General features: G+C 29.4%; 12 protein-coding genes. 2 read left to right on the top strand and 10 right to left on the bottom strand.

The genetic code is table 11. The features are described 5' to 3' along the window. Positions 1-108: 108 nt before the first annotated feature. The 6 genes from ACY1IQ_RS14545 to ACY1IQ_RS14570 form a co-directional block, all read right to left on the bottom strand. Entirely contained in the window at positions 109-849 is a 741-nt protein-coding gene (locus tag ACY1IQ_RS14545) for an acyltransferase (RefSeq protein WP_461614705.1), read from the bottom strand. 21 nt (positions 850-870) lie between these two features. Then, a complete protein-coding gene (locus tag ACY1IQ_RS14550; protein ID WP_461614632.1) occupies positions 871-1,977 on the bottom strand; it encodes a Gfo/Idh/MocA family protein in 1,107 nt (368 codons plus the stop codon). A gap of 151 nt (positions 1,978-2,128) precedes the next feature. Further along, a complete protein-coding gene (locus ACY1IQ_RS14555; RefSeq protein WP_461614633.1) occupies positions 2,129-3,448 on the bottom strand; it encodes a nucleotide sugar dehydrogenase in 1,320 nt (439 codons plus the stop codon). A gap of 46 nt (positions 3,449-3,494) precedes the next feature. Beyond that, on the bottom strand, positions 3,495-4,598 hold the full coding sequence (locus tag ACY1IQ_RS14560) for a DegT/DnrJ/EryC1/StrS family aminotransferase (protein ID WP_461614634.1): 1,104 nt from the start codon (positions 4,596-4,598) through the stop codon (positions 3,495-3,497). A gap of 25 nt (positions 4,599-4,623) precedes the next feature. Continuing rightward, positions 4,624-6,465 (bottom strand): polysaccharide biosynthesis protein, encoded by a 1,842-nt coding sequence (locus ACY1IQ_RS14565; protein WP_461614635.1) that lies wholly within the window; start codon positions 6,463-6,465, stop codon positions 4,624-4,626. A 445-nt stretch (positions 6,466-6,910) separates the two neighbouring features. After that, entirely contained in the window at positions 6,911-7,882 is a 972-nt protein-coding gene (locus ACY1IQ_RS14570) for a tetratricopeptide repeat protein (protein ID WP_461614636.1), read from the bottom strand. A 292-nt stretch (positions 7,883-8,174) separates the two neighbouring features. Between ACY1IQ_RS14570 and ACY1IQ_RS14575 the strand changes: the two genes are divergently transcribed. Continuing rightward, positions 8,175-9,665, top strand: coding sequence for an aminotransferase class I/II-fold pyridoxal phosphate-dependent enzyme (locus ACY1IQ_RS14575; RefSeq protein WP_461614637.1), 1,491 nt, complete (start codon positions 8,175-8,177; stop codon positions 9,663-9,665). Between the two features lie 185 nt (positions 9,666-9,850). On the opposite strand, the gene ACY1IQ_RS14580 is transcribed toward ACY1IQ_RS14575, so the two are convergent. Then, complete coding sequence (locus ACY1IQ_RS14580) at positions 9,851-10,681, bottom strand: hypothetical protein (protein WP_461614638.1); 831 nt, start codon at positions 10,679-10,681, stop codon at positions 9,851-9,853. Positions 10,682-11,175: 494 nt separating this feature from the next. Between ACY1IQ_RS14580 and ACY1IQ_RS14585 the strand changes: the two genes are divergently transcribed. Next, positions 11,176-11,706, top strand: a complete 531-nt coding sequence (locus ACY1IQ_RS14585) for a hypothetical protein (RefSeq protein WP_461614639.1) — start codon at positions 11,176-11,178, stop codon at positions 11,704-11,706. A 128-nt stretch (positions 11,707-11,834) separates the two neighbouring features. Here ACY1IQ_RS14585 and ACY1IQ_RS14590 read toward each other — a convergent pair whose 3' ends face one another. The 3 genes from ACY1IQ_RS14590 to ACY1IQ_RS14600 all read right to left on the bottom strand — a co-directional run bounded on the left by ACY1IQ_RS14590 (position 11,835) and on the right by ACY1IQ_RS14600 (position 15,238). Further along, positions 11,835-12,410, bottom strand: a complete 576-nt coding sequence (locus tag ACY1IQ_RS14590; RefSeq protein WP_461614640.1) for an indolepyruvate oxidoreductase subunit beta — start codon at positions 12,408-12,410, stop codon at positions 11,835-11,837. A gap of 1 nt (position 12,411) precedes the next feature. Next, positions 12,412-14,178 (bottom strand): indolepyruvate ferredoxin oxidoreductase subunit alpha, encoded by a 1,767-nt coding sequence (gene iorA / locus ACY1IQ_RS14595; RefSeq protein WP_461614641.1) that lies wholly within the window; start codon positions 14,176-14,178, stop codon positions 12,412-12,414. Positions 14,179-14,341: 163 nt separating this feature from the next. Next, positions 14,342-15,238 carry a phosphate butyryltransferase gene (locus ACY1IQ_RS14600; protein WP_461614642.1) on the bottom strand — a complete coding sequence of 299 codons (897 nt, stop codon included), beginning with the start codon at positions 15,236-15,238 and terminating at the stop codon, positions 14,342-14,344. Between the last annotated feature and the right edge of the window lie 281 nt (positions 15,239-15,519).

The following is a 15,519-nucleotide window of genomic DNA, read 5'->3' on the forward strand; positions in this document are numbered from 1 at the left end:
ACTTCCCCCTCCTTTATGTAATTAAAATCTTCTTATTATATTACTATCCCTTAGCAAAATAAATTTACTAAGGGATTTGAATAAATCTTAATAATTCACAATAAACAATTATTGATTTTCCAATAATTGATCCTGTGGTACATCTCTAAATACTTTAGCTGGACTTCCAGCAACTATTTTTCCTCTTTCTACATCTTTAGTAACAAGAGCACCTGCTGCTACAAAGCCATCTTCATATATTGTCTTTCCTGGGAGGATTACAGCACCTGCACCTATTCTTCCACCTTTTTTAACTGTTACCCCTTTAAATTTTCCAAATCTCTCTTTAGAACGTGCAGCATAGTTATCATTTGAAGTTGTAACACAAGGTGCTATAAATACGTAATCTTCAACTTCTGAATAAGCAGTTAAATATACATTGGTTTGTATTTTACAATTGCTACCTACACTACAAAAGTTCTCTATTGTTGTACCTCTTCCTATTATAGTTTTTTCTCCTATAGAAACATTTTCTCTTATTGTAGCACTATCTGCTATAAGAGTTTTTTCTCCTATAGTTGCACCAGCATAGATTATAACTGAAGCACCAATTAAACATTGAGAAGAAATTTTTGATGGAGGTAGTTTTTCTTCATCTTTAAATATGCTATTTACACCTCTCATAGGTAATTTTCCTATAATGGTGTTATCATCAACTCTTACATCATTTTCTATAATTGTACCACTATGTATAACTACATTATGTCCTATTATACAGTTATCTCCTATAGTAACATCATCTTCAATAATTGAAAATTTACCTATAGTAACATTAGAACCTAGCTTGCTTTTTTCTGAAATATAATTCATAGTTTCTCTCACTTTCTAAAACTATTTTTTTATTTTTTCTACATCTTTCATTTCTAGAGTTGAGAAATCACCCATTGGGAATTTAACTGGTAATCCAGTAAGTCTTGATTTATAAGCTGCAAGAATAATCTCCATAGCTTTTTTACCTTCTTCACCATTTATTAGTGGTTCAGTATTATTATTTATTGCATCAATTACGTTCTTAAATAATGATGTGTGTCCAAATCCATAAACTGTATCAGGATCACCTTCTTGATTCTTAAGAAGGTTAGCTTCTTCTTCCATATTATCTTCAAATTTCCAAGTCTCTATGGCATTAACTGCAAGTCCTCCAATGCAAACTGTTCCACTTTCACCAAATATACTTAATGTTTCTTCTAAATTTTTAGGGAATACACAAGCTGTTCCTTCTACTATTCCTATAGCACCATTTTTAAATCTTATAACTATAGCACCAAAATCTTCAGCATCTATATCTCTTAGGAAAGTGTCACATTGAGCGTAAACAGTATCTACTTCTCCACCCATCATCCATTGTAATAAGTCTATATTATGGATACATTGATTCATTAATGTACCACCATCTAATTCCCATGTACCTCTCCAAGGTGCTTGCTGATAATATCCCATGTTTCTATTCCAAAGTATTCTTGCAGTACCATTTACTAATCTACCAAATCTATTGCTTTCTATTGCATTTCTAAGCTTTTGAATTGGAGCATTAAATCTATTTTGATGACTTACACTAAGTTTAACATTATTTTTTTTCGCTGCAGCTATCATATCATCTGCATCCTTTGTTGAAAGTGCCATCGGCTTTTCACAAATTACATGCTTTCCATTATTCATGCAGTATATAGCTATTTCAGGATGATATCCACTTTCTGTTGCTATATAAACTACATCTATGTCTTCATTATTTAACATCTCTTTATAGTCAGTATAAACTTTAACATCACAGTCACTGCCTATACCTTTTATGTATTCTTCTTTTTTCTCTATAGCCTTTTCTTCTAAAACGTCACAAGTTGCAACAAGTACAGCTTCCTCTTTATTATTGATTATAGCTTCAACACCTTTATAAGAAATTCTTCCGCATCCTATAATAGCAAATTTAAATTTATTCATATCTTCACCTCATCAAATATAGTTACAATTTAGGCATGCAAAATTACACCCAGTATAATTATTGCATGCCATAGTTTTACATACTAACTCAAAGCTAGCTAAGCATCTGAAAGAAAACTTGAAGATGCCTAAATATTATAATTTAAAAGAATTATAGTTTATTTATCTTTTCTCTATTATTTTTAACATTTTTAGTTGCATTTCTTGTGTCATATAATAAATTTGCTTTTTCAACTATACTTTCGTAGTCGTAGCAGCTATGGTCAGTAGTAATAACTACTATGTCAGCATTTTCAATTTCATTTTCCCATACTACAGAAACATACTCTTTTCCTTTATGTTTAAATGATGGTATATATGGATCATTTACAATAACTTCTGCTCCTTTTTTCTCTAATAGTTCTATAACTTTAAGAGTTGGAGATTCTCTCATATCATCTATATCCTTTTTATAAGCTGCTCCCATAAGTAATACTTTTGAACCATTTAATGCTTTTTTATCACCATTTAATAAATTCATTATATTTTCAATAACAAACTCTGGCATATAATCATTAATTGCACCTGAAGTTTCTATTAATTTTGTATGATAGTCATACTCTTTTGCCTTCCACTCTAGATAAAATGGATCAAGAGGTATGCAATGTCCACCTAATCCTGGACCTGGGTAAAACGCCATAAATCCATATGGCTTAGTTTTAGCTGCATCTATAACTTCCCAAACATCTATTCCCATTCTTTTGCATAGTATAGCCATCTCATTTGCTAATGCTATATTTATGTTTCTAAATGTATTCTCAAGAATTTTTTCCATCTCAGCAACTGCTGGTGATGAAACTTCCATTATTTCTCCCTCTAAAACATTTCTGTATAATTGGGCAGCAATTTCAGTACATTCTGGTGTACATCCACCAACAACTTTAGGAGTATTTTTAGTGTTGAAATCCTTATTACCTGGGTCAACTCTTTCAGGTGAAAATGCTAGGAAAAAGTCTTCTCCACATTTTAATCCTGTTTCTTCAAGTATTGGCTTTATAACTTCTTCAGTTGTTCCTGGATAAGTTGTACTTTCAAGAACTACTAACATTCCTTTATGTAGGTATTTAGCAACATCTTTAGTTGAGCTTACTACATATGATAGATCTGGCTGTTTATATAGATCTAACGGTGTTGGAACAGCTATGCAAACTGTATCAACATTAGCCACAAAACTAAAATCAGTTGTTGCCTTTAATTTTCCTTCTTTTACTAGTTTTTCTAAATCTGAATCAACAACGTCTCCTATGTAGTTACGTCCTTCATTCACCATTTTAACTTTTTTATCTTGAACATCAAATCCAATTACTTCATAACCAGCTTTAGCTTTTTCAACTGCTAATGGTAATCCTACATATCCAAGTCCAACCACTCCTAATTTAGCAGTTCTATTCTTTAATTTTAGTAATAATTCTTCTCTTAATTGCTCTGACATTTTATTTCCTCCTAATTTAAAATTAGACTACTTTTGTTGTAACTTTTTATTTATCAAAGAATTCTTTTATCTTATCAACTACATATTGTTGTTGTTCTAATGTTATTTCAGGATATAATGGTAATGCAAAAGTCTTAGTGCAAACATCCTCTGATACTGGGAAGTCTCCTTCAGTATGTCCTAAATGCTTATATACCTCTTGAACATGAACAGGTACTGGATAATAGATTCCTGTTGAAACTCCATTTGCTTTTAAATGTGCTATTATTTCATCTCTCTTAGGAGATTGAACAACATACATATGATATACATGGTAATTCTCTTCTTTTTCAGTCGGAGTTACTAAATCTAAATCCTTTAATAGCTCATTATATATATGAGCCTTTTTATTTCTTTCACTATTCCATTTTTCTATATATTTTAATTTTACTCTTAAAATAGCTGCTTGCATTTCATCAAGTCTAGAGTTGTGTCCTATAGCTGTATGATAATATTTAACCTTGCTGCCATGGGCTCTTAGTAATCTAATTTTATCAGCTATCTCATCATTATTTGTAACAATCATTCCTGCATCTCCATAAGCACCTAAGTTCTTAGTTGGGAAGAATGAATAGCATGACGCATGCCCTATTGATCCTGCTCTTTTTCCTTTATACTCTGCTCCTATAGCTTGACAAGCATCTTCTATAACATATAGGTTATGCTTATTAGCAATTTCCATTATTCTATCCATATCACACATTTGTCCAAAAATGTGAACTGGTATAATAGCTTTTGTTCTCTCAGTTATATATTTTTCAATACTATCTGGATCTATACATAATGTATCCTCTTTTATATCAGCAAATACAGGTGTTGCACCTACAACAGATGTAGTTTCAGCTGAAGCAAAGAATGTAAATGGAGTTGTAATAACTTCATCTCCCTCTTTAATATCTAATGCTTTTAATGTAAGCATTAACGCATCTGTACCATTAGCTACAGCTATTCCATGTTTAACACCTGTAAACTTAGCTATTTCACTTTCTAATTCCTTTACATTAGGTCCCATTATAAATGTTGAAGACTCTAATACATTTTTTATTGCCTCATTTACTTCATTTTCTATAGTTCTATATTGAGCATGCAAATCTAATAAACTAATCTTCATAATTATTCTCTCCTTAGTTTACAACTTAATTTTGTTTTCTTTTATATGTTGGCACTTTTTCTTCCAACAATTTTATAATTTCTTCTTTACTATTATTTTGTAATGCTCTAAACTCCTCAATAGATTTTTCGATATATTCAATATCAGTACCTATTGGCTTTTCTACAAAAATTTTATTATGCTCTGTAGATGTTAGCGCAACTTCATCCATTAATAACTCTTCGTATAATTTTTCTCCTGGTCTTAAACCTATATATTCTATTTTTATATCTACATCCGGTTTATATCCAGAAAGACTTATTAAATCTCTAGCCAGATCTACCATTTTAACTGGTTTTCCCATATCAAGCACAAAAATCTCTCCACCTTTAGCCATACCACCAGCTTGTATAACTAATTGTGCTGCTTCAGGTATTGTCATAAAAAATCTGTTTATTTCAGGATGAGTAACTGTTACAGGTCCTCCATTAGAAATCTGGTTTTTAAATAGTGGTATAACGGAACCATTACTTCCAAGTACGTTTCCAAATCTAACAGCCACATATTCTGTTTCGCTCTGCTTATCAAAAGCTTGTATAATAAGCTCACAAAATCTTTTTGTAGCTCCCATTACATTTGTAGGATTAACAGCTTTATCAGTACTTATTTGAACAAATCTTTTAACTTTAAATTCATCACTACATTTTACCACATTATAAGTACCAATAATATTGTTTTTTATTGCCTCCATTGGGTTATTTTCCATAAGAGGTACATGCTTATGTGCAGCTGCATGAAAAACTACATCTGGTTTATAAGTTTCAAAAACATCTCTTAATCTTTTTATATCTCTTACAGAAGCTATAATTACTTTCTTTTTAAGCTGTGGATTATTTCTGTTGAATTCCATTTCTAAATCATAAGCATTATTTTCATAAATATCTAATATTAAGAGTAATTTAGGATTGAACTTCGCTATTTGTCTGCATAGTTCTGAACCAATGGATCCACCACCACCAGTTACTAATATAATTTTATCCTTAATATATTTATCTATATTTTCATTGTTAAGTTTTATAGGATCTCTTCCTAGAAGGTCTTCTATATTAACATCTCTAAGTTGAGAAATATTAATATTACCATCAATTAATTCATATATGCCTGGAACTGTTTTAAGCTTACACTTTGTTTGTTTGCATATATTAAGTATTTCTGTTTTAGTTTTTAAGTCTGCTGAGGGCATTGTTAATATTATTTCTTTAACATCATAGTCTTGACATATCTTAATTATATCTTTCCTACCGCCTAATATTTTAATACCATTTATACGCTTTCCTTTTTTTTCACTATCATCATCAATAAAACCAATTATATTGTAGTTTAAATCAGCATGCTTTTTAATTTCTTTAATTATTAAAGCACCTGCATCACCAGCTCCAATAACAAGTACATTTATCATATTTTTGTATTTTAACTTTGTATTATCTTTATTTTCCATAATCCTTAACAAGAATCTAAATCCACCTAAGCTAAGTACACTTAATAGCCAAAATATTATATGCACAGTCATAGGAAATCTATAGTAAGGACTTCTTAAAAATGTATAACTGATAAAGTAACTATAAAATATGAATACAATATTGGTTAAAGTTATAGAATATACTATAGAAAATAGCTCCTCTATAGAAGCATACTTCCATATATTATCATATAATTTAAACAACTTATTAAAGAAGACTGTAAATACAATTACTGGTACTACTGATAGTTGAAAAAATACCATATAATTACGAGTGATATTAAAATCAAATTTTAAAAGTAAGGCTATATATAATGATAAAACTATAAATAAGATATCTACTAAAACTATTCTCTTATCTGTTTGCATAATTTCACTTCCTAAGCCTTTTATTAAGTTCAAATCCATTTATCATTTTACAACATTTTAATAATAAATCAATATTTTTTTTAGACCCTTACAGCCATTTTACCACTATCTACTTTAAATTTATATAGAAAATGCTACTTTTTTACAAAATATTTGCAAGAACTTTAGACATTATTTCATTAAAATCTATTAAATAAATAAATTTATTCTAAATCAAAGCTATTTAAACCAATGTTCAATCGGCAATTATGATTGAAATTAATTCTTAAAATAGTTTTTTAAGAAAAGTTACCATGATCGCTTTTTAAAACTATTCTAACTTTTCCTCATAAAAATAACAATAATTCTTTATTCTTAATCATTTAAGTATTTTTTCTATATCTTTCAACACTTCATCATTAGGATCAAGTTCTTGGCTATATCAAAATGAATCTTAGCTTGAGCGTTATCTCCTATGTTTAAATAACACATTATTAAATTTGTACATATTTACTGACTTTGTAGCTTCAAAAGCACTTCTAAAGTACTTTATAGCTACTTCATAATTTCCTAGACATGCATAATTAATTCCAAATTCATTTATAACTTCTACATAATCACTACTTATAGCTATTGAATCATTTAAATAATATATTGCCTTCTCATAGTTCTCAAGTACTCTATAAGCTATTGCTATATAATAATATATTTCTGCACTATCTCCTAATTGTTCTAATAATGGTAATAATATTTCTAATGCTTCTTTTGGAGATTCATATACCATTTCTTTTGCTTTATCATAGCTTGTAACCATCTCTAATGATGCTTTAAATTCTATTACATCATCAGTCTTTTCTCCATCTAATGCAATGTATTGATTAATAGAAAATAAGGCTTCTTCTAATTCCTTATTTTCTCTTTTAATAATAGCTTCATATAGATATGGAGTTGCAAAATATGATATATTCTTTGCTTCTTCTATCAAATTTAATTCTTCTTCTTTAAATAATGAATTTTTCTTTCTTATTTCATCTACTAATAGTAGGGCCTTACTATAGTTGTCTTTTGTATTTTCTATGGATATAAGCCCTCTTATTAACACATATGCATCTTCGTACTTTTCTTCTTTAAGATCTCTAAATATTATACTTTTTATAAGCTTTAAACTATCTGGAATGCTTTTTATTAAATTTTTATAAGTTTTATTAAATTTAAAATTCTTATCACTACCTAATACATAAAACATACCTTCTATAAATAAATTTATAGGTATATCTTTAAGATTATCTCCAACTTTAGTTTTTTCTACAATTGCTTCGCTTCTCACTGGTAAATAAGTATTTTCTTCAAAAGTAAAATTATTAATTTTACTTCCTTCTTTTATTTCTAAAAACAATACTTTAGATAATTTTTCTAATAAATAACTTTCTATACTCATAATCCACCGTCCTAATAAACATATTAGTAATATAGAAACAAATTAAAATAATTATATTTGTTTCATTAAATTTCAGTATTTAAATATTATATCAAATTTAATATAACTTTTAAAATATTTAAATATTGGGAATTTCTATTATTATCTGTATTTCGCTGGCACAAAGCCTTAAAATCTATTGCATTTAACATATTATTGTCTTATAATTAATTTGTTTTAAATGAAATTGAACGAATAATAAGATTTAATCTTATAATACAAGGAAATTATTGTAGAAAGAAGGGATACTGCATTGTATAAGTTAAATCAAAATGAAACTCCATTATTTGATGCCCTAATGGAGTATGTTAACAGAGACACTTTACCTTTTCACGTACCAGGTCATAAAAAAGGTGTAGGTGTTGATAAAGAGTTTAAAGATTTTATGGGTGAAAATCCTTTTAAAATTGATGTTACAGTATTTAAACTAGTGGATAGTTATCATCATCCAACTGGCCCAATAAAAAAGGCTCAAGAGCTTGCTGCTGACGCTTATGGTTCTGATGCTTGTTTTTTCTCTGTTCATGGAACTTCAGGAGCAATTCAAGCTATGATACTTTCAGTAGTAGGAGCTGGAGATAAAATTATTATTCCTAGAAATGTACATAAGTCAATTACAGGAGGAATAATTTTAGCTGGTGCTATTCCAGTGTACATGCAACCAGAATTAGATAAAAAGTTAGGTATAGCAAATGGAGTTTCTCCTGAAACTGTTGAAAATACATTAAAAGAAAATCCAGACGCTAAAGCGGTTTTAATAATAAATCCGACCTATTATGGTGTTGCTACAGATATAAAAAAAATAGCTGATATTGTTCACTCTTATGACATACCACTTATTGTGGATGAAGCACATGGTCCTCATCTAAATTTCAATGAAAAACTTCCAGTTTCCGCTATGGAAGCAGGAGCGGATATCTGTGCTCAAAGTACACATAAGATAATAGGTGCATTAACTCAAGGTTCATTATTACAAGTTCGTTCAAAACGTGTTAGTATTCCAAGAGTTAAACAAGTCCTTAACTTAATGCATACAACATCGCCATCATATATTTTAATGGCATCTTTAGATACAGCAAGAAGACAAATTGCATTAGAAGGTAAAGAATTGTTAGATAAAACAATTGAATTATGCAATTATGTACGTGAAGAAATCAATAAAATTCCTGGCTTCTACTGTTTTGGAGAAGAAATATTAGGTAAGCCTGGTGCCTATGCCTTTGATCCAACAAAGATTACTATAACTTGTAGAGATTTAGGGATAACAGGATACGACCTTGATATGATTTTATCAAATAAATATCATATCCAAATGGAATTATCCGACTTATACAATGTTCTAATAGTTGGCTCTTTTGGCGATACAATGGATGGTATGGAAAGATTATTTAAAGCATTAAGAGAAATAAGTACTGAGTATTATGGAAAAGGAAGTAAGAAGGCTGACTTTATAGATATCCCTCAGATTCCAGAACAAATACAAATACCAAATGAGGCCTTTAACAGCGTAAAAACTTCTGTTAAACTTTCTAGCAGCGTAGGAATGATAAGTGGAGAATTCCTAATGGCATATCCACCAGGAATACCAGTACTATGTCCAGGTGAAAAAATAACTCAAGAAATAGTTGATTACGTACAAAAACTTAAAGATACAGGATTATACGTTCAAGGTACAGAAGACCCTGAAGTTGAATATATAAAAGTTGTTAAGGAAGAGGATGCAGTTTACATAGATGTTACTTAAACTCTGCGCTCTTGACTTAATAGACAATTAATTAAAACTTTATTGTAATAGAATTATTTTCATATGATATTTTATTAACCCCTAACAAATTATTGTTAGGGGTTATTTTAAGTAAAAGTATTTTAATATCTTTTAAAGGAAATAAGATTAAAGATATTCATTAAATAAGAAATATCCAAAAATCTCTATTTTCTTATATGTTGCATCTTTTCTTCTGCTACTCTTTTTCCAGCATTGTCAACTAATTTTATGTATTGATTGTAATTCATACTTACCACATTACCATAAGCTCTCAATAGGTTTTGGAAATATCCCATAGTGTAATGAACTTTCATAAGATGTTCTGTATGTTTAGTGTTAAATAAGAATTTAGAGTTTCTTCTTCTCTTCTCCGCTTTTCTTTTAATGTCGCCATAAAACTCTGCTCCTTTACCTATAAGAAGTATTTTCTCATAGTTTACAGCTAGAGCATCTCTATAATAGGGTTGAAGAACTTCTATCATCCTTTCATTGAAGTACTCATACTTAAGTTTTTGTTCTTCTATAGCATCTTTTAAAATCCTTAACTTTTCATTATTCTTATTTCTAAGTGTAGGTAATTTTTTCATAATCTCAAGAACATTATCAATATTTTCTGGTTCTTTTTTCTTAAGTAGCTCTAGTCCAAAAATCATTTTCTCATAATCATTTTTATCTTTGTTTACTTCCCCTTCACTTTGAAGCGCTGACAAAACACTTCCTGGTTCCTCATTTAAATATATGTCCATATAGTAAAACAATTTGCCTAATCTCTCACATAAAAATTTATCTTCAATTATATTATCATTTTCATCTATGTACATATAGCACTCTGGTTCACTACTAAATTTTTTAAAAAACTTTTTAAAAAAGACCACTTCTCTAAACAATCTATCATGAAGCATAGCAGGTTTAGAAACTTTAATATCTTCTGTAGATTTTTTATAAGGTTTTAGCTTCATCATTAATTCCTTTGATGGTGCTGCATATATTGACATCTTAAACTCCTCCTGTTATGTATATAAAATCTATGCCATAATATAAAATTCAAATTTCTATAAGTTAAAAGTTATATGTATATTATAACAAATATTTTGAAAAATCCTATAATTAATTGTATCTTAAAGGTTTCCTATGATTAAGAGTTAGAATTTATTAAAAAGAGAGATAAATTATAACTTTAAAAACAAATTAGTTCTAATTATGATTCTGAAAAGTATCAACTATTTTCATATATATTAATTTTAGAATTGATATGTATTAGTATTATAATATCATAAAATTATTATAGATTTATAAATTATTTACATAATCAATATATTATTTTTTTCATATTATAAATTATATGATATAGCTTGTTAATACTATCTCTTAATTAAATTTAAACAAAATAAAGCATATTAACTAGCTTTTGAATATATCTAATCTAAAATCTTCTCTCTTAAATAGAAAACAAATTAATCCATAAATAAGTTTAAGAGGTACAATTATTATGAAAGAATATTTTAATCGTAAAGGCTCTGAGGAATCTCTAGATTGCACTACTGCAAAGAATTCTCATACTTCTAAAATTAAGCCGGCCTTAGGCTTAATCTATATTACTGAACCTTTTATATTAACTTTTCAACCTGGTGGAAAGTATATTCAAATTCCTTTTAATGCTTTCTTACCAGAGTCAAATGATGTAGCTATAAATCTTCCAAATATAACAATAGCTCAAGATGGAATATATGAAATACAACTTAATATGATAGTACTATTTCCAAGTATTGATGAAATTACTTTACTATCTCTTTTTGCTGGCCCTCTCAATGGAACTATTAGTATAAACGGTTCACCTATAATTGAAGGTACTTTCTTTTTTGGTCAATTGGTAGCTAAATCGCCAATACGACTGCCTTTTTTTAAATCAGTTATAACAAAATTGACTACAGGTGATAGAGTTGAAATTTTAGTTACCAATTTCCTATCTGAAGAAATTATAATTGAAAAGAGCACTCTATCAGTAGTACAAATTTCTTAATATTTTAATCGTTATAAGACAACAGATTTTATAAAAAACCTTAATGCAATTTGTAAAAACTTTGCCTTATGATAATATATTATTAAATTTAAAACCTAGCTCTATTATAAAGAGCTAGGCTTTTAGTCTTAAGCTTCCATACCTGCTTTTAAAGCTTGCTTATTTAATTCTATTGCCTTTGATGGAACTAAACTTGAAACTACGTCTTCCCAATCTATTTCATCAAGATTTAATGCCTTTAATAATGCACCTAATAATACTACATTTTGTGCTTTTATATTTCCAAGATCTTCAGCAATTTTTGCAGCATTTAAAGTCACTAGATTTTCTACTTTTTCTTTTAAAGATCCTATTACATTTTCTGGATAATTCTCAGCTCCTATTAATACTGGTACAGGATGAATTTCATAATCATTTACTACAAGGTGTCCACCCTCTTTTAAATAAGGAAGCGCTCTTAAAGCTTCACTTTTTTCAAATGCAACTATAACATCAGCTTTTCCTTTTTCAATTAACGGTGAATATACTTTTTCGCCAAACCTTACTTGAGTGGTAACACTTCCACCTCTTTGTGCCATTCCATGAACTTCAGACATCTTTACATCATAGCCATGTCTTAATAATCCTTCTGATAATATTTTTGAAGCTAATATAGTACCTTGTCCACCAACACCAATAAATAATATACTTTTAACTTCCTTCATATTATTCACCAACCTTCTCTATAGCTTTAAACGGACAAACTTGCTTACATAATTCACAACCATTACACATAGATTCATCTATTGACACTATACCATTTTGGAATTTAAGAGCCGGACAGCCTGTTTTTAAGCACATTTTGCATTTTCTACAAGTATCTTGATTTACTCTACAACTCAAATCTGCTCTTGCCTTTAATACTTCTTTTATTAATGCACAAGGTTGTTTTGTAATTATTACAAAAGGCTCTTTGCTTTTATGTGCTTCTTCCACTGCTTTCTTTGTTTCTTCTAATTTATAAGGATCAACAACTCTTATATTCTCCTTCTTAACCCCACAAGCAAGTACTAAATCTTCAAGATCAATCATAGGCGCAGGATTATTTTGAAGAGTTTTTCCTGTTCCCGGATTCTCTTGATGCCCTGTCATTCCTGTAATTCTATTGTCTAAAATTACAGTTACTATTGGAGTATTATTGTAAACTGAATTTATAAGACCTGTAACTCCTGAGTGGAAGAAAGTTGAATCTCCTATAAATGAAAATACTTTTTTATCTTCTCTCTTAGCTATCATTGAAGCTCTTTCAATTCCTATTCCACCGGAAATTGAAGCACCCATACAAATTACTGTATCTGCTACATTAAGAGGTGCATTCATACCTAAAGTATAGCAGCCTATATCATTTGCAGCTATTACATCTTTATATTTAGATACTGCATAGAATATTCCTCTATGTGGGCATCCTGGGCATAATACTGGTGGTCTTGAAGGTGGTCTTACATCTACTGAATATTTAATCTCATTAACATCACCTAAAATAGCTTTTCGAATTATATCTGGATTTAACTCATCACAAATCGGTATTATTTCTTTACCTTTACAGTTAATACCTAACACTTTAGCTGCATTTTCTAAGTATGGATCATTTTCTTCTACTACATATATGTTTTCCACCTTGGAGGAAAATTCTTTAATCATTTCATCTGGTAGTGGATAACTCATTCCAATTTTTAAATATGAAGCATTATCACCAAATACTTCTTTACAATACTGATAGGAAACACCACTAGTTATTATTCCTATTTTAGTATCTCCCATTTCAATTTTATTTAGCTCACAGCTATTCGAATATTTTCTTAGCTTCTCTAATCTTTCTTCTACTTCATAATGTTTTAATTTAGCATGCCCTGGAGTCATTATATATTTTCTTATATTTTTTTCATAAGGTTTTACTGCAACTTCTTGTTTTTTACCTGGTTCTACAATAGTTTTAGAGTGAGAAATTCTTGTAGTAACTCTAAATAATACTAAGGTATCAAATTCTTCACTAATTTCATAAGCCTTTTTCATAAAATCTAAACATTCTTGAGAATCTGACGGCTCTAACATTGCTACTTTAGCATGCGGAGCATAAAATCTATTATCTTGTTCATTTTGAGATGAATGCATTCCTGGATCATCTGCTGTGATTACAACAAATCCTCCATTTACACCTTCATATGCCATTGTAAATAATGGATCAGCAGCCACATTTAATCCAACATGCTTCATTGTAGTTAAAGCCCTAGCCCCTCCTATTGAAGCTCCAGCTGCAACCTCAAAACCAACTTTTTCATTCGGAGCCCATTCAGCATAGACACCTTCATAAGTTGCAAAGTTTTCTAAAATTTCTGTACTTGGTGTACCTGGATAAGCAGAAGCAACATGGCAACCTGCTTCATAAGCACCTCTTGCTATTGCCTCATTTCCAGTCATGATAACTTTATTCATATCTTCCCCTCCATATTCCCCTAATATCTGTTACTTATTTAGAATTTAACTTTTATAAAAACTAATTAAAATAATAAATCTTTAATTAATTTGCTTTAAATAACTTAATCTTTCATAATGAGTTTTATCTTTAAAATACATGAAATAAGGTGTATATTTATAATTAAACTAAAGTCGCTCCAAGAGCTATTGAATACAATTTAGACTTAGCACTATCTGCTCTTGATACTAACACTACAGGACACTTTGCTCCTACAATTACTCCTGCACTTTCAGCTTTTGCAAAATAAGTTAATGACTTTCCTAAAAAATTTCCTGCTTCAATATTAGGAACAAGCAATATGTCTGCTTCTCCTGCTACATCACTAACAATTCCTTTATGTTTTGCTGCCTCCCTAGAAATAGCATTATCTAAAGCTAATGGTCCATCAATTATGCATCCTTTTATTTGTCCTCTTTTATTCATCGAAGCTAACGCTGCTGCATCTAATGTTGCTTGCATACTAGGATTTACAACTTCAACTGCACAAATGACTCCCACATTTGGACATTCTATATCTAAAGCATGGGCAATTTTTACTGAATTATTAATTATTCCAACCTTATCTTGAAGTTCTGGGTATGGCACCATTCCTCCGTCAGTTAAAAACAGTAATTTATGATAACTAGGAACATCATAGACCATAACATGAGATAATAAATTACTTGTTTTTAATCCTGCTTCCTTATTTAAAACTGCCTTTAACAAATCAGAGGTACCTAACATACCCTTCATTAAGAAATGTGCCTTTCCTGTTGAAACTAACTCTACTGATTTCGCAGCTGCTTTTTTAATATCTTTTTCATCAACAATTTCAGATCCAGTTAAATCTAAGTCACCTTCTGCAGCAATTTCTTGAATTTTTTCCTTATCCCCAACTAATATAACATTAACTATATTTTCTCTAACAGCTTGTACTGCTGCTTCCAAAACAACTTTATCCTGTGCAACCGCAATTGCAAGGGTTTTTCTCTCTCCAAGCTTTGCCTTTTCAATTATTTGATCTAATTTTTTAATCATAAATTCCTCCTTAGATAACAAATTCTTTATAATATCCCCCTCTTTTTTTGAAAATACCTAAAGTAAAGTCATAAAATTATCTTTGGTCAACTCCATTAAAGCATATGACTTTTCAGACAAATTAATGTTGAAAACTTTTTTGCATATAACCTTTTTGGCATAAAAACTTTAAAATTATTCTTAATTTAAGTATAAAGATTTAAAATATTTTGTCAATTTTAGCAGCTAAAGTGCACATAATATTTTTTTATATCAAAAAAACGTGAATAAATCACGTTTTT

The organism is Clostridium sp. Marseille-QA1073, from assembly GCF_054863625.1.

Bases quoted from the DNA above. Each gene is read 5' to 3' on its own strand.
- ACY1IQ_RS14560 (WP_461614634.1), bottom strand. From the start codon at position 4,598: ATGAAGATTAGTTTATTAGATTTGCATGCTCAATATAGAACTATAGAA.
- ACY1IQ_RS14590 (WP_461614640.1), bottom strand. From the start codon at position 12,410: ATGAAGGAAGTTAAAAGTATATTATTTATTGGTGTTGGTGGACAAGGT.
- ACY1IQ_RS14565 (WP_461614635.1), bottom strand. From the start codon at position 6,465: ATGCAAACAGATAAGAGAATAGTTTTAGTAGATATCTTATTTATAGTT.
- iorA (WP_461614641.1), bottom strand. From the start codon at position 14,178: ATGAATAAAGTTATCATGACTGGAAATGAGGCAATAGCAAGAGGTGCT.
- ACY1IQ_RS14555 (WP_461614633.1), bottom strand. From the start codon at position 3,448: ATGTCAGAGCAATTAAGAGAAGAATTATTACTAAAATTAAAGAATAGA.
- ACY1IQ_RS14570 (WP_461614636.1), bottom strand. From the start codon at position 7,882: ATGAGTATAGAAAGTTATTTATTAGAAAAATTATCTAAAGTATTGTTT.
- ACY1IQ_RS14600 (WP_461614642.1), bottom strand. From the start codon at position 15,238: ATGATTAAAAAATTAGATCAAATAATTGAAAAGGCAAAGCTTGGAGAG.
- ACY1IQ_RS14545 (WP_461614705.1), bottom strand. From the start codon at position 849: ATGAATTATATTTCAGAAAAAAGCAAGCTAGGTTCTAATGTTACTATA.
- ACY1IQ_RS14550 (WP_461614632.1), bottom strand. From the start codon at position 1,977: ATGAATAAATTTAAATTTGCTATTATAGGATGCGGAAGAATTTCTTAT.
- ACY1IQ_RS14580 (WP_461614638.1), bottom strand. From the start codon at position 10,681: ATGTCAATATATGCAGCACCATCAAAGGAATTAATGATGAAGCTAAAA.
- ACY1IQ_RS14585 (WP_461614639.1), top strand. From the start codon at position 11,176: ATGAAAGAATATTTTAATCGTAAAGGCTCTGAGGAATCTCTAGATTGC.